We start from the raw sequence: 22,152 nt of genomic DNA, 5'->3' as shown, positions 1-22,152 counted from the left end.
GAATTATCCCTTGATTTACGGTTCCCGAAAAACTGACTAATTATAGCATAAAATCCTAGACTTTTTAGCTTTCCAGACTGAAAAGCTGGTACTTTTTATCTACCTAAAAATGCTAAAAAGTCTATCTGTAAAGGCTTTCATAAATAATTAAGCCAGCCCTAATTAGAGCTATGCTTTATAAACATCTTTCTTAATATCAAACTTGGGCATTAATGGCAAGTTATGTGTAAGTTTTGGTTCGGCTCTTTTGGAAAAAAAATGTATTTTTTCATACATTTTTCTGGGATTATTTAAGTATTTTTATTTAGCTAGTATGATTGTTTATCCCTTCTCCCCTGCTAAGAGATCCCCTTTTGAATCCTGGGAGGGACTAGGGGTTCGTCTCACAAGGGTTTTAGGAGTTCCTGATTAGGCATAGATAATTAGAGGCGGGTTATTAAAGCTATAGACTGATCCAAAGGTAAGCTTTTAATCCGCCTCTAAAAGTTAAGACTATAAATTCTAATTTTAGTATAAAACCAGTTAGAAAGTGAAATTAATCTATTACTTTAACATGACACAGGACTTAAGCAGGGAAACCCAGAAACCCGGTTTATTATAGATGTTTATTGTCAAAAACAATGATTTATATAGAATCCGGTTATATAGTATATGTTGATAATTCTATCTACACTTCAATCACCCCATCACCCCAACTATATAATAAGTATTCAACCGGATTTTATATTACCCTAGAAACTGGTTTTCTTTGGGTAAGTCCTGATGATAAATTAACTTTTAAATATTGCCATGATTATCTTATAAAATTGGCTCAATTGATATATTATAAGTCCCTAGAGAAACAGTGACTTGAACGAGAGACTGAAACGGGCATTTTGCCTTAAGTATTAAGTTATCTCTGAGAGCTGTTGGAAATGGCTCGCTGGTTAAACAGCTCGCCAGAAATATACAGGAAGCTAAACTCGTGAGTGTTTAAAATTTACCACGATTGTCCTGGTTGATTAATGATAGAGTGCGTCAATTATACAGCAAATTAGCAATATAGTTACATATAGTTCTTACTTGACTTAGTAAAAGGTAGGAAATTAAGGGAGAAGCATGGGATTAAAGCGGCGGGAATTTTTACAAAGGGCTAGCTTAGCCCTGGGAGCATTAGGAATAAATGAAGCAGGATGGTGGCGTCTCCAAAGTCGTTACTTGGAAGCTTTAGCTGAAACTACAGGAGGTAAATTAGCATTTTTAGTAGGTATTAATGAATATCCAGATCAACCTCTATCTGGGTGTGTTACAGATGTGGAGATGCAGAAAGAATTGTTAGTTAATCGGTTTGGTTTTTTACCTGCTGATATTTTCACTCTCACAAATAAACAAGCTACAAGGGAAAATATAGAAACAGCTTTTATTAATCATTTAACTAATCAGGCTAAACCAGATGATTTGGTTTTATTTCACTTTAGTGGCTATGGTAGTCGTGTAAGTAAAATGATTGATGAGGATGAACATAATGAATTAATTACCTCAAATTTAACATCATTTCAAAATAGTCTAGTACCAATAGATGGCACACCTCCCAATAATAACCGTAGACCAAGAAATGATGTATTAGAAGAAACTCTATGGTTATTATTGCGATCGCTACCTACAAGAAAAGTAGTAACAATTTTAGATACTAGCTATGTATATCCTGGTAGAAATTTGCAAGGTGTTTTAAGAATTCGCTCTCGACCTAGTTCGACTACAGAGCCAATTAATATTAAAGAGAAAGCAATGCAAATGGAACTGCGGAATCAACAAAATCTTCTAGGAGAACAAGAAAGTTATGAAAGGGAGTTTCCAGGAGTGATTTTGAATGCTAGTCAAGAGAGTCAATTTGCTACTGAAACTGATTGGAACGGTTTTAGTTCAGGTCTATTCACTTATGCTCTGACTCAAAATTTATGGTCAACAACTCCTGCAACTAGACTACAAATGAGTTTTTCACAAGCTGCTAGCTCTGTAGAAAAATTAACTGGAGCTAATCAGCAGCCAGAGTTTAAAGAAGCAAAACAACAGACAATTGCTCAATCTACAAAAGTAGCTGCTATAACTCCAGTAACTATAAATTCTCAAAATATCTTGAGTCCTGTATTACCACCTGCTAGTGGTGTAGTCACTTCAGTAGAAGATAATGGCAAAGCAGCAAGCATCTGGTTAGGAGGATTACCAATTAATGTTCTTGATACGGTTACTTCTAATTCTCTATTCACAACTATACCCAATTTCGATTCCAACTTCAACTTTAAATTACAAATTCGGAGTCGAAGTGGTTTAAATGCTAAAGCTTCTGTCATTGTTCAAGCTAATAGTTCACAAGAATCATTGAAACGCAGCGATAAAAATACCAATAACCAAACAGAAAGATTTATTGCGAGTCCTGAACTTTTGACAGGAACCCTGGTGCGAGAAAAGATTAGAGTTTTGCCTCAACCTATGGATTTGATGATAGCTCTAGATTCTAATTTATCAAGAATTGAGCGGGTAGATGCTACCAGTGGTTTTTCAGCAATACCTCAAGTTACTGTAGTGGCAAATACACAGTCAGCAGATTATGTATTTAGTCGAGTTCGGGAAACATCTATTACTCAAAGTTCTTCTGCTCCTCTATCGTCTATTTATCAGGGTCGTTATGGTCTATTTTCTTTAGGTCAGATGTTAATACCTAATAGTATAGGAGAAGGAGGAGAAGCGGTTAAGGTGGCAGCACAAAGGTTAAGTTCTCCATTGAAAACTTTGCTAGCAGCTAAGATATTAGGCTTAACTAAGAATGAAAGCTCTACTCAAATTAAAGTTAAAGCTAACTTAGTCACTATTACTCCAGGTATTACTAGAGAACCAAAGATCATTATGCACCGAGAAACTTTGGGGATTAGCGATGGGGAAAAATTTCCAACTAATCTAGAAGATGTAAGTAACTTTGGAGTTTCTCAGGAATTACTAACTTTACCTATTGGTAGTCAAATTCAATATCGATTATATAATGATGGCGCTCGCCCAGTCTATTTTATGTTATTAATTTTAGATAGTAGTGGGCGTATTTTTGCTATCGATCCAAAAATATCTAATCAAGTTGGCGATAAGGCTCGACCTTCACAAACAGGTCTAGTTATTTCTCCAAGAGATAGTATAAATATGCCTCCGGTGATGAGCAAGTCTCCTAGAGAGACAGGAACTTTTGGGTGGCGATTAACAAGTCCTGAAGGATTAGCAAAAAGCCTGATTTTCTGTAGCTATCAACCATTTGAGGAAACAATTGTAACTCTTAATGAGCAACTGTCTCAGGTTGGAGATGACTTGCTAATTAAAGAAGTATCGAATCCTTTAGCAGTAGCAGAAGCAATTTTACGAGATTTACAGGGTGCAAGTAAATTAGCGATTCAATCTAGTGGGTTATCAACTGATGATTATACTCTAGATATTAATAGCTGGGCTACTTTGAATTTTGTTTATAGGGTTGTTTAAGGGGTTTTTCAGATAATTAGGACTTACCCATAAACGCTATTGGTAGGGTTTGTTTTGGCGCTGCGCATAACTCCGTTAACAGCGCTTGAGGTAACATAAAAAGCTGCGGACATCTAGGGTTTGCGTAGCATTCCGCAGGAAAGAAAAAAGCCGATTTCGTAACTGAGCCAGACTCTATATATAGTGCCTCCCGTGTAAGTCCTGATCATATCAAGTCTAGTAGTATTGTTACTATATCAGAAAAAGTGGCAATGGAAAAAAACTTCTACCTTCCTTCCTACTAAAAATCGATGATTTTAAAAAATCTCGACATTAAGCAGGAAAGCAGAGAAGAAGGTAGACAAGAGGCAAGATTATTAACGAATAAGGTAGAGAAGAGGGAACATTATTAACTAAGTTGCAAGTAGTTCCTATGTTGTTAGAACTAGGATTGACTATTGAAGAGATAGCACAACGGTTGGATTTAACTGTGGAACCAGTTCAACAAGCTGCTCAAAATAATGGATAATTAGAGATAGTGTTGATTGGTTGGAATTAACTATCGCTCCTTTCCTCCTAGAAAAAAAGCGTCGCTCCTCAAACTTGGTTGGTTTTGAAGGAGCGATCGCTTTAACAATAGATAATTGATAATTAAAGAGACCTAAAAATCAATAACTGACAAAACCAGATTAGTTTTAATCCCAAAGTTGGTCACGGGAAACTTTGTATTAAAGGAACTCGGATTATGGTTTCGGTCATCTTAGATAATCTGGCAGAGAGATGGGTTGACAATACAAGAAGCAGAATATCTAGCTTTGACCTTAGAAAAGGTACTAGCAGCGATCGCGCAACTTGAAAATCAAAAGTAATCTAAACAAATCCTCAAACTGTTATCAAGAGCTATTCACCATAATATAATTATCAACATGACAACAAAATTTTGCAATGAAAACAGATAGTATATTCTATAGATTATTTTTGGAGATGCCCGGTGTTTACTTTCAACTTTTAGGGCAATCTCCTACTGTAACAAACTCTTACAAGTTTCGCTAGGTGGAAATCAAACAAACAGGTTTTCGTTTGGATGGTGTATTAGTTCCTAAGACTCAGTCTCCTGATACTCCTATTCATTTCGGTGCAGTGCAAATGCAAAAGAATGAAAAATTTTATCGCCGATTTTTTGGCGAGATATTTCTCTATCTGCGTCAATACAAGGAAACTAAATATTGGTATGGGTTAGTGGTATTTGCTAACCGCAATATTGAACCAAAAGATACTCAACCGTATCAAACTCTATTAAATAGTAGTCAGGTGACAGTAGTTTATCTGGAAGACTTGGGAGAGAAAGCTTATGATAACTTGGGTTTGGGTATACTCAAGTTAATAGTAGAAGATGAAGCCCTGGCAGTACAACAGGCAAAAATGTTAGCTGCCAAAGCAACGACAGAACTAGCACAAGGGACTGAAAAGCAAAAAGTGCAGAATTAGTCAAAACAGTTATTTTGTACAAATTTCAAAATTTAGAACCAGAGGAAGTCATAGAAATGTTCGGGATGGATGATCAGGACTTACGGAGAGAAGCTATATGTAGCGTTCAAAACTATTGTGCAATAGTTTTTTGACTCTATACATAGTACCTTTGCGTAAGTCCTGATGATTTTAAAAAAATGGGAACAGTAAAGAGCGATCGCTTACCGATAAGTTCTGAGATTTTTTTCTTAATTCTTTTAGTGTCAACGTAATTTTTATTCCTGGAAATTTTCTGTTACAATACAACCACAAACTCTTTTAACTATTACTATTATGAAATTTATCAGTCCTAAAATTGATTATGCCTTTAAAAGAATATTTGGTTCTAATCAATCTCAACAAATACTTATTAGTTTTCTCAATGCTATTATTTATGATGGTGAAAATATCATCAAATCTTTAACAATTAATAATCCCTATAATCCCAGTCAAATAGAATCTTTAAAAGATAGTTATTTAGATATTCAAGCTACATTATCTGATGATTCAATAGTGATTATTGAAATGCAAGTTTCTAAGATGCAAGCTTTCGATAGAAGGGTGGCTTATAATCTCTGTAAAACTTATGCTAATCAATTAGAAAAAGGTGAACTTTATTTTCTGCTAAATCCAGTCATAGCTGTGACAATTACTGATTTTAATATGTTTGATGAAACTAAAGACCCACTTAATAAGTTTGTGTTTAAAGAAGAAACTAAAGATTTTGTCTATAAAAATGGAGAACTGAAACTAATATTTTTAGAGTTGCCGAAGTTTCAGAAAAAGTTGGATGAATTAGAGACTTTAAGTGATAAGTGGATTTATTTTCTGAAAGAAACTGCTAGGTTGGATATAGTACCAAAACCTTTAGGAGAAGTTCCAGAAATTGAAAGTGCTTTATATATTGCTAATCGAGCTAATTTTAGCCCGGAAGAGTTAGAGGAATTTGATCGACGAGGGATGATGTTGCAAGACGAGAGAGGGAAAATAAATTATGCCAGAGAAGAAGGTAGACAAGAGGGTAGACAAGAGGGTAGACAAGAGGGAAAACTATTAACAGTTCCTATGTTGTTAGAACTGGGCTTGACTATTGAAGAAATAGCACAACGGTTGGATTTAACTGTGGAACAAGTTCAACAAACTGCTGAAAATAATGGATAATTAGAGATAGTTTTGATTGGTTGGAATTAACTATGGCTCCTTTCCTCCTAGAAAAAAAGTGTCGCTCCTCAAACTTGGTTCGTTTCGGAGGAGCAGTAATGTTCCGCACCGCTGGCGCGATCGCTCCCAGAAAAAGATTATTTGAACTTTGCCATCATAGACAGAAAAAATGCCTAGATGTGAAATTAGAGTAATGTCGCTCTGAATGTAGCACCAGACAAATCAATCTCTAAATTTAACCATCAGCTTCATCATAGGGGTCAAAATAGTCATAACCAAAGAAACCTAATATTTGATCATACTCACTACCTAAACCATTTATACCTGCTGGTAATCCCCATGTCCAGAAGAATGGTTCGTAATTACCACCAGTATAGTTAGTATCGTTGTAGGAATAAACGTAAACATCGCCAATGTCGTTTTTATTACCTACACCACTTTCAACATCCCATATCTCGTAGACACCACTACCGCTGTCTAAGACATCACCTAAAGAGTAGGTTCCTGGTTTTTCGTAAAAGTAACCATTATAGGAATCATCTACATTATAAGAGTAGGTAAAGTAGTATCTATTAGAATTTAAATCATCAGGTTTAATAGTAAAGAAGTTGTCACTGAAGTCGTAAATATCACCATTAACCGCGCTCTGAATCGCAATTTTATAAGTGCTACCACTAGCTAAGTTGGTCGGTACTTTCCAGTTGTAACTTCCATTACTAGAAGTTGAGTAAGTTATAATGCTATCATACTCGTTATTTTCGTACAAGTAAATAAGAACATCCTCGCTGATGTTGTCACTCCAAGTGATGTTGTAGCTTTTTCCTGGTTCTAGAGTATTACCTCCATTCGGTGAGTTAACCGTAATGAAATCATTTGCTTGAATCGTGAAAGCGTTGTCACTGTAGTCGTAAATCTCTCCATTAACTACACTCTGTATCGCAATTTGATAAGTGCTACCACTATCTAAGTTTGTCGGTACTTTCCAGTTGTAGCTACCATCACTAGCAGTTGAGTCAGTTATCATACGATCATACTCGTTATTTTCGTACAAGTAGATACGAATATCCTCGCTGATGTTGTCACTCCAAGTAATATTGTAACTTTCTCCTGATTTTAAGGTATTACCACCATTAGGCGAGTTGACTGTAATAAAATCACTTGCTTTAATAGTAAAGAAGTCATCACTGTAGTCATAAATTTCACCATTAACTGAACTCTGAATTGCAATTTTATAAGTGCTACCACTAGCTAAGTTTGTCGGTACTTTCCAATCGTAACTACCATCACTAGGAGTTGAGTAAGTTATAATGCTATCATCCTCGTTATTTTCGTACAAGTAGATAAGAACATCCTCACTGATGTTGTCATTCCAAGTGATATTGTAGCTTTTTCCTGGTTCTAGGGTATCACCACCATTTGGGGAGTTAACAGTAATAAAGTCCTCTGACTTTACAGTCTCAGTCGTCAAAGCTTTAATGGAAAAATTTGCTGTGCTATCCCAAGTTGTCAAATCTGTCCAAGTTTTACCATCGTTACTATAATAGCTCTCACCCTTTTTGGCAGTGCTATCTGGGGAATTATAACTCTTTTGGTCAATAGCTTGAGGATAGTTTCCACCATTTTCTATTTGAAGGTAGATGTAGAAGTCTTCTCCTGCTGTCAAATTAACTAAGCTATTTAGATCAACTGTATGATAACCAGCATAAGCCGCATTACCCCTTGTTTCTGCCAGCAGTTGGGAAGGTTTACCGTTGTCAAAATCATCATAGACTTTGATATTGTATATAGCACTATCAGCTTGAGTGTAAAAACCAATTGCACTTAAGGCTTCGTTTTCTTTGGCAGTAAAGGCATTGAGAGCATAGGGAGAGTTGAATGTACTTACTTGACCAAATTCGTCGTGATAGTAGATATTGTTAAAATTGCTGGCAGCAGTAGCATCATTGAAAGATATCCCTATATTTGCTCCCGCTACATCTTGGTAAGATATCCAAAAATAGCCATCGTCAGCCCAATCTGCTCCCCAACTATTTTTACAAAGCCACGCACCCTCTTCTGATGCTCCAGGTATCGCCTTGTTATCATCCCAACCTACAATTGCCACTGCATGATAGCCATCTGGCTCACCACCAGAGAAGTAATAGGTTGTCTTATCTTTGGAGAAACTGCTGTAGTCAATCGCCATAGTCGTGTATAGGGCACCGTAATCTATTAAACCTTGCTTCATCTCTGTATCTGTATCAAAGATGAGCATATTATCTACATAGTATTTTGGTGTTCCCTCTTGACCGGGGTAGTCTTTATATTCTTTGTAAGGATCGTCGGCTTCGTTAACCGGACCATCACCGCGACTCAAATAAGCGATGCTCATACTATGATTACCGCCTTCTCCTGGCTGTTCTTGGGTACCACCTACTGGTATTCTCCACTCAAATCCGTTATGGTTTTTCAGGTGATTTTCAGAAAGATCGACCTCAGTTCCACTTGCTTTAAGGATAGAACTTTCTAAAGAGGCATAGCTGGCAAATGCCCAGCAAGAGCCGTAACTGCCCTGGTCTCTCACAGGGGTTACAGCACCCTCTTCCCTCAAGTCGAAACTAGAAGGCAAGTCTACAGGTGTTGTAAAAGCAAAGGAGGAGTTATCATTTTTTTGAACTTCAGGGTCTAGAAGAGGTGTGCTTAATAAATATGGTAAGTTTTCATCGGGGGACTCGACACCGAAACTCAAAGTGTAATTAGCATTTGCGTTACCCTTTGGCTGCACTCTCACATAATAAGTTCCTGGGTTTAAAGTGCGCTCAATATTTTCTGCTTTCTTGCCACTTTTGGTAGACTTTTCCAGAACCTTACCCTTATTATTCTCCAAATACAAATCTGCATTTCCACTGAGACCACTCAAATCAATATCTACATCTGTCTTCTCCTTAACTTTGAACTTATAATAGTCTTTCTTGTCTAACTTACTGACAAATTCCTGTAACTGTTCATCATCCTTCAACACTCCCAAGTTGTGAGCCTTCTTCAGACTATTACCGGCGATATCTGGCAACTTACCATCCAAACTCAAAGTGTAATTAGCATTTGCGTTACCCTTTGGCTGCACTCTCACATAATAAGTTCCTGGGTTTAAAGTGCGCTCAATGTTTTCTGCTTTCTTGCCACTTTTGGTAGACTTTTCCAGAACCTTACCCTTATTATTCTCCAAATACAAATCTGCATTTCCACTGAGACCACGCAAATCAATATCTACATCTGTCTTCTCCTTAACTTTGAACTTATAATAGTCTTTCTTGTCTGACCTACCTACATATTCTTTTAACTTCTCATCATCATTCAAGACTCCGAAGTTATAGGCTTTTTTCCGGCTATTACCTGCTTTATCTTTTTTAGCAGACCTAGTTTGTATTTCTATTTCATTAGATGTCTCACCAGTTAGGGTATCGACTTGTTCAGCTACATCATTCCCTTTTCCTGTTAGTGAGTCTTCTTTATCGGTTGAGGTCTTCTTTTGTGACTCTTCAGACTTAGTTAAACCCACTTTTCCCGGGGTATTCTGAGGCAACAATAAATCATCATTGCCTGTATCTATATTTTCAATTTTTAGCTCCGAGCTAGCTACACTCGATTCTGTACCACTAGCAAATCGCAACTCATTATTAGTTTCATTTATCCCAGCTAACATGGGGTCTCCAAATTCTAGCCCAAATTTGCCGGATTCTGGCTCAAAAATATTGTCCAAGATTACCCCCTTAACAAAATTTTTATCACTAACAAATCACTTAGCCACTCATTATAACAGGACTTACGCAAAGGTACTGGTACTGTATATAGAGTTTTTTAACGATTGCGTATGGGGTTTTAAGCACCATATGTATGGTTGCTCCGTAAGTGTTATATAACCTAGCGAATCAACTTTTTCTCAATTCTGGTTTTTTATAACAAGAGGTAATTAGGGCTGGCTGATTAAAGATGAAAGTCTTTACAGATAAACCTTTTAGCATTTTTAGGTAGGTCAAAAGTATCAGCCTTTAAGCCTCTCAAGCTCAAAAGTCTAGGATTTTCTGCCATAATTAGCCGATTTTTCGGGAACCGTAAATCACTTTGATAATTCTTCCTCCTACCTCTTGTGTAATTCTCCTGACTCCTGGATTGCAGGATTACAGGATTCTGGATTCTCCCTGCTATTAAAAGACTGAAAAAGCGCAAACCCTAATAATTAACTATTAATTGTTAATTATTAATTGTGGAAAGGACTTACCGAAAGGCAATATATATAGAACCCCTAAGCGTATCTTTGCAAAAGTGAGGATTTAAAGACAGGAGTCAGGATTTCAAGAAATAGAATAGATAAAAAAGTATAAAAATACCTCTATTATACACTATCTCCCCCACTCCCCCACTAATTTTATAGATCAGTTTAGGGGTTCTATAGAGTCTTGGTGCGTTGTGCGTTGTGCGCTTTTTCGTATAGGGAATGCGAGTGTATTCATGTCGCGCAGCGAAACACAGCCTACTGGACCGAGACAGCTAATGAGTGTGCATTTGCATTTGGGAAGTCGGGGAGCAACATTTTTGTTGGGTTTAAGGTTTGTCAATCTACTACTGCATTGTTTAGTTTTAAAATGGTCAATTAGATGGGAAGTGTGGGAAGTATGGGAAGGGGTGGGGAGAAAAAGACACCTAGAAACAAAAATCTATTTCACAGTTTTAGCTGAAACAATTCACTAACAATAGTGTTTATGGGTAACTCCTAAGAATATGAAAATATCCATTGACAATATTACCTTTTTAAGGTAAGCTCCCAAATATTAATATATAAAAACGTTTTTTAACTGTTGAGAAAACTATTAAATAATCTCAACTCTTGCATCAGGGACATTTTATTCTACAGGACTTATGCATAAGGAACGAGTATTGGGAATCTGAGATTGCTTTCCTGAGGTCATGCTCCGCAAAGGCTATCGCTAGCACTGACGGAATTACGTTATTTTGCGTAAGTCCTATTCTACTAGAAAATGTTACTAAAAGATTGTTTTAATTGTTGAGAAAACTATTAAGCAATCTCAACTGTTGCATCAGGGACATTTCATTCTACTAGAAAACATTACTAAAAGATTGTTTTAATTGTTGAGAAAACTATTGAATCTTAACTTTTGGATCAGGGTGATTTCATTCTACTTCTACGAACCAGGGTTGTGTATTTTTCCACAGATTTTTTCTGCTGAAAAAGCCTCTCAAACGACTTATCCATAACTTGTCAATAATGCCCAGGTTTTATATTAAGAAATATTTGGGTAAAGCATAGTTTAAATAGGGAGGCTTTTAAGCTGAATTATTTAATTAATAATTACCTCTTCTTATAAAGAAGAGGATTAGCTAAAAGGAACTTTTTTTATTTTATTGGTCGAATGGAGAGGCTTTATACCTTAGTTTTTCGGTAACTAATAACTGAAATGATGGAGTTTTCATGTTAGGCAAATCGACAGATAAAAATTGGTTTTCACATTGTAGGTATCTTTGTTTATTTTTAGCAACTATCATAGTTTTAATAACTGGCAAAACAGCTTTAGCTAATGATAATATTAATGATTTTGCCGCCGTAGACAATATCTGGCTGGTATTAGCTGCTGCTTTAGTATTCTTTATGAATTCTGGTTTTGCTCTCCTAGAAGATGGTTTGTGTCGCAAAGAAAACTCTATTAATGTATTGGCAAAAAATTTAATAGTTTTTTGTGTAGCAGCGATCGCTTTCTGGACGTTTGGTTTTGGTGTGATGTTTGGCGATAACTCAAACTATTCTTGTGGAGAAGATGTCAATGAAAATAGCCCACCCATAGTAACTTATTGGGGGCATTTTTCTCCCACAACCGAATATAATGAGTTGGAGGAAAAATCACAATTTATTCTATTACCAAAAAAAGATGAAAATCCCCTAAGTTTTCCTGAGACAGGATTTTCCTGTTTGCAAAGTCAGTTTCCCAGACGTTCGATCACATCTCTGTTTTTCTTTCAATTAGCATTTGCTGCCACTGCAGCTACTATTGTTTCTGGCTCTGTAGCAGAAAGAATTAGGTTTTGGGGATTTTTCTGGTTTAGTTTTATCTTAGTAGCATTTCTATATCCTATTATTGGTCATTGGGTATGGTCAAAATATGGTTGGTTAAGCCAACTATTTAATTTTGTAGATTTTGCTGGAGCTACTGTTGTCCATACTGTGGGAGGAACCGCTGCTTTAGTTGGCGCTATAATACTGAAACCCAGATGGAATCGCTTTGGGTACGATCCACAAGAAGATTTAGATAGTCGTGTACCACGGGAACCCTTACCTCGGAAATTTGAGAATCAAAACTATTTTACTGACTCCAGCAACTTAACATCTGCTACCCTTGGATGTTTTATACTTTGGTTGGGTTGGTTGGGTTTTAATGGTGGTTCAACTACTGAGCTGGAAGAAGTTGGTCATACCATCATTACAACTATCATGTCCGCAGCCACAGGTGGTATAGTTGCTATATTAGCAACTCCTGTAACCAGTCTATGGTCTCAAGTATTTGAAAATAACCCAGAAAGCGGAAAACCTGAACTTACATCACTGATTAATGGTATTTTAGGGGGTTTAGTTGGAGTCACTGGTTGTTCTGGTTATATTGATGTTCCTATTGCGATTCTTATAGGAGCTGTTAGTGGAGTTCTTGTGGTTGCAGGTAAAATATTTTTAAGGTCTCTGAAAATTGACGATCCAGTAGGAGCTATTCCGGTTCATCTTTTTTGTGGAGGTTGGGGTACTATAGCTGTATTCTGGAGTCTCAGAGATAGTATACCGTATAAAGATAGTTATAATATTTTAGGTCAACTAGGTTCTCAAATATTAGGATGGTTAATTATTTTCGGTTTCATTTTTGTTTTGAGTTGGATAGTTTGGATAATCATTGGTGTAATTTTGTACAGTTTTGACATGATTATTGGGAAAAAGAGAAAATTATCCAACAAAGGAAATTTGTTGGATAAAATTACTATGATCGCTAGACAAGGAATCAGAGTTACACCTAGAGAGGAAATAGAAGGTAGTGATGGTTTTTGGGTAAATTCTCAAAATCCACATTCCACAGATGAAGTTACCACATTAAAGTAGTAATACGCAAGGCGACCGAGAAACCGGGTTTATTACTGTGATATTTTTGTTAAAACCAGGACATTTAGTTGATAAACCCAGTTTCTGTGTAACTCCTCATAGTATGAAATCATTTGTGAGAAAAAACTGTAGGGGTTTGGTCTCCAAACCCCCCTAAAATAAAGTAAACCACAGTAGGAAACTTTAGCTAAGGTAATATGAAATCATTTGTGAGAAAAAACTGTAGGGGTTTGGTCTCCAAACCCAAGCACCAATGGATTTGGAGACCAAACCTCTTTTCTGGAGAAGTCGATTTTCTTAAACATCTGGAAATGCTGGACAATTATTTTCACCTATTTTCTTGAGTGTATTAATCATTTCCTCTTTTTCTTTACGCAATATAAGTCCCCCAAATTCATCATTATACAAATCTCTTAATTGTTGTTTAATCTGAGGAATTTGAGAATAATACTTTGATATTTTACAGTATGATGTGACAGCTTCTGAATAATTATAGTTACTACTTTGCTGTTTGCCTTGTTCATTATAAAACTTATCTATTTGTTGTAGTTGCTGAAACAAATTATTTTTATTTGCTTCGTTATCAAATGAATAAGCAGAGCATTTATTTTCTGCTTGATTTTGTTGAATAATTTGATCAATAAACTTTCTTTTTTCTTCTCTAGACAAACTACTACCCGAGCCAATTAACGTATTGATATATTCTTGAGTTTTTTCGCTATATTCATCACTAATAGAACATAAATTTTTTATCCCTACCTCAAATTTTTTATTCTCAATTTCTTCCTGCCCATACATAAAAAGTAACTCATAAAAATTTCCATAAATTTCATCAGAATTAGAACATTTTTTATCCAAATTTTTCTTCTCTCTAAATTTATTGATAACTGCCAATCTTTCTGCTAAAGTTCCTGATGATATTTTGCTATTTATTTGCTTCAGTAAATCATTGCAAATAGCCGGTCTTTTGAAACCAGATAATGATTGGATAATAACAACAGAAAAAATTCCAACTACTAACAACAAAGAAAAGAAAACATAAATTTGATTAGGTTTTTGAGCATGATTATTTACTGCTGATTTAGGCTCATAATTGTTATTATTTATCTCCGGAAATTTCTGCATTTGCAACTTTTCTTCTTGAGATAAAGGATGGAACTTTATCAACCAGAGCTGAACAAATTCAACTTTAATTTGATAACCTGTTTGATCTTCTTTTTCTGCTAAAAAGCCATATTCTTCAACCAAACGTTTTCCTATAGACTGCCAACTTCGTATTATAGTTTGCAGTTGATTTTTTCCAGAACTTTCTTGAATTTCTGCTACTGCCCGAAAAAATAGTTTTTCATCATCTTCTAAAGGTTCTAGAAAACTATTTAATAATGCTTCGCCCTCTGCGATCGCTTGATTTACAATTAAGGAAACATGAGTATCTGTTACCTTTCTTATTTTTTTTTCTCGACAATATTTGAAAATATTAAAGCATAATAATTGTGTTATAGAAGGATGACCTGCGGATAATTGCCAAATCGCATCAATTGCATCTGGTTGATATCTTAGCATTCCCAAAGCTGGCTGCACAATCAAATTTTCTGTACTCTCCTTATCCAATAAACCAACTTCTACAGTCTTTTGCTCTTTTTTTTGTAAAAATTCTTCTAGATAAATAACATCATTTAAAGGTCTACCAAAAACCAGAATAGCAAATAGTTTTTCTTCTTGCTTAACAAGTTTTTCTAACTCTTCAAATAACTTTTTTCCCCGATCGGATATGGTTCTATCTTCTTCTAAAACATCAAATTCATCTAGGAGAAGAACCAGAGTTTTACCTGATAAATATTCATTAATAATCCTGGGTAAAAAAATCTGAAAAAAGTTGTATGAACTATTAGCTTCTTCCCTGACTTGTTTCGGAAGTCCATCAATAGTAGCAGCAATATCATCAGCCAGATAATTGAGAATTTCCGGAATTGGTTTATCTTTATGACCCTGAAATGAAAAAGTAACAAATTTATAGTTATTTTCTTCTTCAGTGAAAAACTGAGGTAAACAAGTTATTAATGAAGTTTTACCAATACGTCTTTGGACGTGCAATAAAGTTATTTTGACATTATTTTCAAGATTATTTTGAATTTCTTGAATCGTATTTTCTCTACCAAATAACTTTTCTTTTTCATAAATTGGCTTACCAAAAATGTAAGGATTGATTAGTTGGTTATAGTTCATAACGTAAGGATTGATTAGTTGATTATAGTTCATGTTGATTAAAGGTAAAAAAATTTCTAGGAAATAAAAAATACTATCAGTAAAAGACCAAAGATGAAGTAAAGTGCAGCAAAAATTCAAGTTACTGGACTAACACATCTAAAAATGGAGCAATATGACGTAGTGGACTAACACATCTAAAGCGGTGCGTGACGACGGATTGCTAAATTCCTTTCTTAGTCTTAATTTAAGTTGTCTTTTCATGTCGGCTCTTCGCGGTTTCGCTTTTCGACTGTCGCTGATATGAAACGCGACATGAAAAACGTTTGCGCAGCATTCCATAGGAAAGCTTTGCGAAGCGCAAAAATGCACCCTAGAAACTTGCTGGACTGACACATCTAAAATGGATAAATATATCTAGGTTGGGTTGTTTGTGAACTTCATTGCGCAGCAAAGCAAACCATGAAACTAAACCCAACATCAGTAAGGTTTAGTTGGGTTAAGGAATCGAAGCCCAACCTAGATTTTGAGGTGCGTCAGTTTACTACAGATTATTTTTTAACAGCACCCATATTTGATAATTCTTAATAAACTACCTCAAAAACGAAATACTTATTTTTACGAAACACCCTAATAGCAAACACCCTGATACTCTGTATTTATCGTAGTATGCAATGATTTGTCAAAAACGCAAAAAAGTAGATAAAAATGCACTCAACTTTACCCATTTATTGGGTATCGCTGATTGTCCTTAAAACTGTTATTCCGCCATGATTATAGCGTGATTAAAATTGTTTCCGATTATTTAGTTAAGAGACGGCACAGTAAACTAGGAATCATTTCTGGTTATTAGTTAACAGTACCTCTAACCGAACCCACAGACTGGAAATGCTGAATCGAATATTTTTCCTCCCTTGGAAAAGGGAAGCTTGAGACCTTATTTTTTGGTCAAAATGTAATTAAGGTTGACTGAGAAAATCTTTTTAAGGAGATGGGGAAACGGGGAGATCGGGGGATGGGGAGATAGAAAGGATAGGGAGTGTATTTTTTTTTGCCCAACTATGCGCCCAAAATGCGCTCCTTTTTGATTGTTCGGGAACCGTACCAGAGCTACCGAAAAACTTGCACTTTTTGAGAACTTAAAAAGGCTAAAACCTTTATTTGGTAATACTTTTAGATTTAATCAGCAAGCTGTAATTAATTTAGCGATGAACTTAGAAAGGCCATATCCCAAATTCCCTAGAGTTAAGATTTTTTCGGAAATACAGCAGTTTCCTAAATTATAATGACAATCGTACCATAGTTTTTGGCTAAATAAGTTGTCAAATATATTTTTTGTCCGGCTGAGTACACCCTGTTTCATAGTATGCTTATCCAAACATTATACGTTATTATTTGATTAAGTCAATGTTTTAGGTTTGACAAATTTCATTATATTCTTGGTTGAGATAACCACTATATTATATTGCGTTATAATGCAGCTTGTCAACTAAGTCGAAGCTTTATTATAATTTATAACTATTGTTATTTAAATAATCAAACTCGAAACAATTTTATTTTAGGTTTTATACAAAGGAACTATTTCTTTTCTAAATTTTTATTCTCATATAGCAATCTCAAATTTTCTTGTAGAAGTTGCATTGATAAATCCCATTAATGTTTGGGTTAATAGAACAAATATATGCATTTTTCTATGACAAATCATGTATGATTACTATCAGTTTTATGGTTATAAAATTGGGCAAATAAACTAATATTATAATAATTTTTCATCAAAATAACTAGGGCTGGCTGATTAAACATAAAAGCATTGACAGATAAACGTTTGCAGGATTTTACGGGCTGATTTATCGGGAACCGTAAAAGTACCAGCTTTTGGATTTATGGAGCGGAAAAAGTGAGGATTTTAGGATAATTATGACAGAAACAATAAGGGGGATTTATTAATAACCACTTCTTCTACAACTCCCCGTTTATCCTAACTTTGTCAGGAAGTTGCATAAGGACGTCCCTACATACTTCCTACCTTAACCATCAGACTTTTGAGCGCCAACCCTAACTAAATTTAAGTAGTCGTGCCAAATTAATTTCCTAGTTGAGAGAGGGAACAGAGAAAAATAATTGATAATTTATCGATAAGATTGGAGATTTATAGTAGAAATTGTAATTAATTTGGCTTATAAATTTATACAATTAATTTGGTATAAGGAATTATTTGTAATTTGCAAAAGTATATTCAATAATGGATAATTTATAATTACTTATCCCTAAAAGGAAGAGGATTGAATCAAAGGAAAAAATTGATTTTTTCCCTTTTAAAGGGGAGGCTTCAAAACCCTAATCATTTAATCATTTAATCATTTAATCATTTAATCATTTAATCATTGAATTCTTCGGTAATTCTCATATTGATGAGGTACAAAATTCTAGGTTTAAAGGAACAGGAAATCAAAAACAAAAAGATGGTTATACTTCAGGATTTTAAGAAACTATTTTCCAGGTTAATTTAGTAGTTTTTTGACACTTTTTGTTACCGTAAAAAGCCTTTAAGCTTTGTCTATTAATAGTTTTACAGCGCTTTCCGTTGCTCGTGAGGTACACATAAGGGGGCAAGATGCTGGCAATACAATATTTCCACAATTTACCCTGTAAATCACTGGTCCGAAATTTGCTGTAGATTTAATCAGCAAGCCCTCAATATTGAATTATATCATGTCCGGATAATTACTGAGAAAAAAGTCTTTTCCCTTTAAAGCTTTTTTTCCTTCTGCCTTCAGCATAGCTGCCTTCTGGCTTATTGAGGATTTTAAGAAACCCTAAATATTGAATTATATCATGTCCGGATAATTACTGAGAAAAAAACCTTTTCCCTTTGAAGCTTTCTTTTCCTTCTGCCTTCTGGCTTCTTGAGGATTTTAAGAAACCCTAAATATTAAATTATATCATGTCCGGATAATTACTGAGAAAAAAGCCTTTTCCCTTTGAAGCTTTCTTTTCCTTCTGCCTTCTACCCTCTACCTTCCTGATGATTTTAAGAAACCCTAAATATTAAATTATATCATGTCCGGATAATTACTGAGAAAAAAGCCTTTTCCCTTTGAAGCTTTCTTTTCCTTCTGCCTTCTTGAGGAGCTTGAGAAACTAAATATTAAATTATATCATGTCCGGATAATTACTGAGAAAAAAGCCTTTTCCCTTTGAAGCTTTCTTTTCCTTCTGCCTTCTACCCTCTACCTTCTGCCTTCTTGAGGAGCTTGAGAAACTAAATATTAAATTATATCATGTCCGGATAATTACTGAGAAAAAACTGTAGGAGTTTAGTCTCCAAACCCAAACACCAAAAAATTTGAAGAGCCAACCCCTATTGTAAAATCTGGCAACTTAATTTACGATTTCCATAGAACCCCTAATCGTATCTTTACAAAGGTGTGTTTTTATGCCAAAGAAGTAAGTCAGGAGTCAACCCACCCCTAACCCCTCCCAGGAGGGGAAATAGGGAAAAAGCTAGAATTAGAGGCTTATATTCACCATCTCCCCATCTCCCCATCTCCCCATCTCCCCATCTCCCCATCTCCCCATCTCCCCATCTCCCCATCTCCCCATCTCCTTAAAAATAATTTTTCAGCCAACCCTAAATATTTGTTATTATTCGCCTTCCCATTCCTTAACATCTCCATTAAAGGTTTTAGTAAGAGGTTGCAGAAAATTAATTACAGGCTGTATATTCTCTTTAACTTGCTCCCATTTTCCCCTAGTAATTTTAGTAATCAATAAATTCATTAATATCTCTCGATCTGTAGCTTTGGCAACTTTGTTATCTTCATTCTCTTCAAATTTTTCCCTAACAAAGTCTTTCATTAAAGAAGAAGAAAAATCATATTTATTTCCTGGCACAAGTTTATAGATCAATCCTTTTTCTTGAAGACCATCCAATACGCTACGATTACGAATAAATTCTTTGTCTATACCATCAACAGAATAATGTTTTCCTCCTACATCACCTTTAGAAATGTCTATGACAATTAACTTCAAAATTTTTTGCTCATCCTCTTGGATATTTTTCCAAATATCCTGAAAAAAGTCGTCAGCATAATCTCTTAGCTGTGTATTGACAATCTCCTGAAAAATTTGGTCAGCATAACCTGTTAGTTTTTTATTTAAAGTATCAAGAGCTGCTGAATCAAAGCGGGAAAATACATTCCCTGTAAATTGAAGTAAACCTGGATACCCACCAGTCATTTCTAAAACTTCTTCTTCATAGATATTTTCCGGAATTGAAATAAAGAAATGACTATCAGATTTAAAAAAATAATTATTAATATCTTTTTTACTAAAAGGTTTTAAAGGCAAATAGGAATAATGATTATACCAAGGAGAACCTGCACGAGTAATTGTTGGACCTAATTCATGTAATTTTTGAAAGGTAGTTACAACATTTGAGAAATATTGACTTTCTTTACTATGAACAGCCAAATTACGCATTCCACTTAAAAACTCTTCCATTTCTTTAGACTTTTCAAAGTCTTTTTCATACTCTTCTTTTCTACGAATAATTGCATGATAATCATCTAATAACAATAATAAAAATTTATTTTTTTCCCCAATCTTTTTGAGAATTTGTCGTATACTACTTATTCTTATTTCATCATCTAATAACCGATCAATTTCAATTTGCAAATCTTCATAGTCTTGAGTTTGATTTTTTAGTTCTTCTAAAACTCTTCTCCAAAAATTATTTATGGTAAATATATAACCTTCACAGTTGTGATAAACAATAAAAACTTCCGAAAAATCCAATTGTCTTTCTTCCCAACATTGAGGAGATTTTATATAGTTAAGTAAAGATGTTTTACCTATACCAGAGCTACCATGAATACTAATAAGACCACGATTAATAATTTGGTCAAAAATTGTGTTGAGTTCGTATTCTCTGCCGACAAACTTATCTGGGGGAACAGGTTTATTAGGAAAGAATTTATTTGCTGGCATAACCATAACTTAAATAAATTATTTTATTTCTGATTTTACTATAGCAATCCTAATTTTATTCCCGGACAAAGTTTCATTCTTTTTAGGTAATTAATGAATACTTAACTGGGAACAAGTGAGAGTTTAATTTTTTTTATTTACTTTTTGATTTATCACAACTTATTTAGGATTACTGTATAGTTTTTAACTATAGCAAAAAATTAAAGGTAGCTGAGTTTTGGGGAGTGTGGGAAGTGTGGGGAGTGTGGGGAGTGTGGGAAGTGTGGGGAGTGTGGGAAGTGTGGGGAGTGTGGGGAGAAAAATAATTGTTACCACGTAACAGACTTTGAATCTTGGTAACTATATGTGAAGTCTATTGGGCTTTTCTGGATTAGATTTTAGCTGTGTATGATTAGCAAAATTTTTAATCTTTGTCAAGCTACAAATTGCTAAATGCTAAATAAAAAGTCAAGGGAAATGCCTACCTAAAACAAGATTTCATTTTTTATTTATATTTAATTTAAACTTCAGATAAACTTGCGATCGCGCTCCCAATCAAGATTTGAAAATTATAATTCATATCTAATTCTGTTTATTTTTGGCGAATATCATAGTTTTGATAAATTGTAAAACAACTTTAGCTAATGGTGCTTCGACTTTTTCGGACTTAACTTATGCTGTTTAAAAAAAACTCCTAGAGCTGATTAAAATTAATTAAATATCTGGAAATGCTGGGCAATTATTTTTCCCTATTTTGTTGAGTGTATTGATTATTTCTTCTCTTTGTTCACGCAATATCAATACCTCAAATTCATCCTTATACCAATCTTCTAGACGTAGTTTAATCTGAGGAAGTTGAGAATAATGATTTGATATTTGACAATATGATCTGACAGCTTCTTGATAATAATATTCACTGCTTTGGCTTTTAGCTTTTTTGTCATAAAACTTATTTATTTGTTCTAATTGCTGGAACAAATATTTTTTGTTTTGTTGATCGTCAAGTGAATAGCTAGGACATTTATTTTCTGACTGATTTTGTTTAAAAATTTCATTAATTAACTTTCTTTTTTCTGCTTTAAGCAAGCCACTATTTGGTGAAATTAACTTAGTTATCTCTTCAGTTATCTTGCCATAGTTACCCGTAACAGAACACCAAGTTTGTATAGCTTCCTTAAATTTTGTGTTCTTAACTTTTTCCTGTCCATGCTGGTAAAATAATTCATAAAATTCTCCATAAACTTCATCGGAACTAGGGCATTGCTCATTTTGAATTTTATCCTGTATAAATTTGTTGATAATTTCTAATTGCTCTTCTGAAGCCACTGATGCTATTTTACTCTTTACTTCCGTGAGTAAATAATTACATATAGGAGGTATTCTAAAACGATTCCATGATTGGGAAATAACAGCAATAATAACTACACATACTGACAATAAAGAGATAAAAGAATAAACTTGGTTAGGTCCTTGAGAATTATTTTTTCCATCTTGTGTATCCATTTTGTTATTGTTATTTGTTTTAGATATATTTCGACTTGTTTGGGAAATTTTCTTTATTGATAGTCTTTTTTTATCAGATAAAGGATAATTATTCAACTTGTCTGGGAAATTTTCTTTAATTGAAAGTTTTTCTTCATCAGATAAAGGATAATTATTCAACAGCCAAAGTCGAACTAATTCTACTTTAATTTTATAAC

10 protein-coding genes and 2 pseudogenes are annotated in these 22,152 nt (G+C 34.5%); 7 read left to right on the top strand and 5 right to left on the bottom strand.

The window, feature by feature from the left end; translation table 11 throughout:
• Positions 1-1,098 precede the first annotated feature (1,098 nt).
• The 5 genes and pseudogenes from VKJ25_RS00600 to VKJ25_RS00585 all read left to right on the top strand — a co-directional run bounded on the left by VKJ25_RS00600 (position 1,099) and on the right by VKJ25_RS00585 (position 6,341).
• Entirely contained in the window at positions 1,099-3,498 is a 2,400-nt protein-coding gene (locus VKJ25_RS00600; protein WP_324234692.1) for a caspase family protein, read from the top strand.
• Between the two features lie 667 nt (positions 3,499-4,165).
• Positions 4,166-4,213: pseudogene (locus tag VKJ25_RS24400) on the top strand (hypothetical protein); the annotation flags it as partial.
• Between the two features lie 209 nt (positions 4,214-4,422).
• A pseudogene (locus tag VKJ25_RS00595) lies at positions 4,423-4,965 on the top strand (Rpn family recombination-promoting nuclease/putative transposase).
• A 315-nt stretch (positions 4,966-5,280) separates the two neighbouring features.
• Entirely contained in the window at positions 5,281-6,147 is an 867-nt protein-coding gene (locus VKJ25_RS00590; RefSeq protein WP_324234691.1) for an Rpn family recombination-promoting nuclease/putative transposase, read from the top strand.
• A gap of 32 nt (positions 6,148-6,179) precedes the next feature.
• Positions 6,180-6,341: a hypothetical protein gene (locus VKJ25_RS00585; RefSeq protein WP_324234690.1), complete on the top strand. Its 162-nt coding sequence runs from the start codon at positions 6,180-6,182 to the stop codon at positions 6,339-6,341.
• A 41-nt stretch (positions 6,342-6,382) separates the two neighbouring features.
• Here VKJ25_RS00585 and VKJ25_RS00580 read toward each other — a convergent pair whose 3' ends face one another.
• Complete coding sequence (locus VKJ25_RS00580; protein WP_324234689.1) at positions 6,383-9,886, bottom strand: Ser-Thr-rich GPI-anchored membrane family protein; 3,504 nt, start codon at positions 9,884-9,886, stop codon at positions 6,383-6,385.
• A gap of 791 nt (positions 9,887-10,677) precedes the next feature.
• Between VKJ25_RS00580 and VKJ25_RS00575 the strand changes: the two genes are divergently transcribed.
• Both VKJ25_RS00575 and VKJ25_RS00570 read left to right on the top strand, forming a co-directional pair.
• Entirely contained in the window at positions 10,678-10,875 is a 198-nt protein-coding gene (locus tag VKJ25_RS00575; RefSeq protein WP_324234688.1) for a hypothetical protein, read from the top strand.
• A 739-nt stretch (positions 10,876-11,614) separates the two neighbouring features.
• Positions 11,615-13,279, top strand: coding sequence for an ammonium transporter (locus VKJ25_RS00570; RefSeq protein WP_324234687.1), 1,665 nt, complete (start codon positions 11,615-11,617; stop codon positions 13,277-13,279).
• Between the two features lie 297 nt (positions 13,280-13,576).
• On the opposite strand, the gene VKJ25_RS00565 is transcribed toward VKJ25_RS00570, so the two are convergent.
• The 4 genes from VKJ25_RS00565 to VKJ25_RS00550 form a co-directional block, all read right to left on the bottom strand.
• Positions 13,577-15,505 (bottom strand): ATP-binding protein, encoded by a 1,929-nt coding sequence (locus VKJ25_RS00565; RefSeq protein WP_324234686.1) that lies wholly within the window; start codon positions 15,503-15,505, stop codon positions 13,577-13,579.
• A 3,397-nt stretch (positions 15,506-18,902) separates the two neighbouring features.
• Positions 18,903-19,079: a hypothetical protein gene (locus VKJ25_RS00560; protein WP_324234685.1), complete on the bottom strand. Its 177-nt coding sequence runs from the start codon at positions 19,077-19,079 to the stop codon at positions 18,903-18,905.
• A gap of 50 nt (positions 19,080-19,129) precedes the next feature.
• Positions 19,130-20,479, bottom strand: coding sequence for an ATP-binding protein (locus VKJ25_RS00555; RefSeq protein WP_324234684.1), 1,350 nt, complete (start codon positions 20,477-20,479; stop codon positions 19,130-19,132).
• Between the two features lie 687 nt (positions 20,480-21,166).
• A complete protein-coding gene (locus VKJ25_RS00550; protein WP_324234683.1) occupies positions 21,167-22,114 on the bottom strand; it encodes a hypothetical protein in 948 nt (315 codons plus the stop codon).
• Between the last annotated feature and the right edge of the window lie 38 nt (positions 22,115-22,152).

The organism is Okeania sp. (genome assembly GCF_035285525.1).
Classification (GTDB): domain Bacteria; phylum Cyanobacteriota; class Cyanobacteriia; order Cyanobacteriales; family Microcoleaceae; genus Trichodesmium.
The sequence above is the reverse complement of the archived record's forward strand: the minus strand, read 5'-3'. Positions and strand labels throughout refer to the sequence as shown.

Bases quoted from the DNA above. Each gene is read 5' to 3' on its own strand.
- VKJ25_RS00600 (WP_324234692.1), top strand. From the start codon at position 1,099: ATGGGATTAAAGCGGCGGGAATTTTTACAAAGGGCTAGCTTAGCCCTG.
- VKJ25_RS00590 (WP_324234691.1), top strand. From the start codon at position 5,281: ATGAAATTTATCAGTCCTAAAATTGATTATGCCTTTAAAAGAATATTT.
- VKJ25_RS00585 (WP_324234690.1), top strand. From the start codon at position 6,180: ATGGCTCCTTTCCTCCTAGAAAAAAAGTGTCGCTCCTCAAACTTGGTT.
- VKJ25_RS00575 (WP_324234688.1), top strand. From the start codon at position 10,678: ATGAGTGTGCATTTGCATTTGGGAAGTCGGGGAGCAACATTTTTGTTG.
- VKJ25_RS00570 (WP_324234687.1), top strand. From the start codon at position 11,615: ATGTTAGGCAAATCGACAGATAAAAATTGGTTTTCACATTGTAGGTAT.
- VKJ25_RS00565 (WP_324234686.1), bottom strand. From the start codon at position 15,505: ATGAACTATAACCAACTAATCAATCCTTACATTTTTGGTAAGCCAATT.
- VKJ25_RS00560 (WP_324234685.1), bottom strand. From the start codon at position 19,079: ATGGGGAGATGGGGAGATGGGGAGATGGGGAGATGGGGAGATGGGGAG.
- VKJ25_RS00555 (WP_324234684.1), bottom strand. From the start codon at position 20,479: ATGGTTATGCCAGCAAATAAATTCTTTCCTAATAAACCTGTTCCCCCA.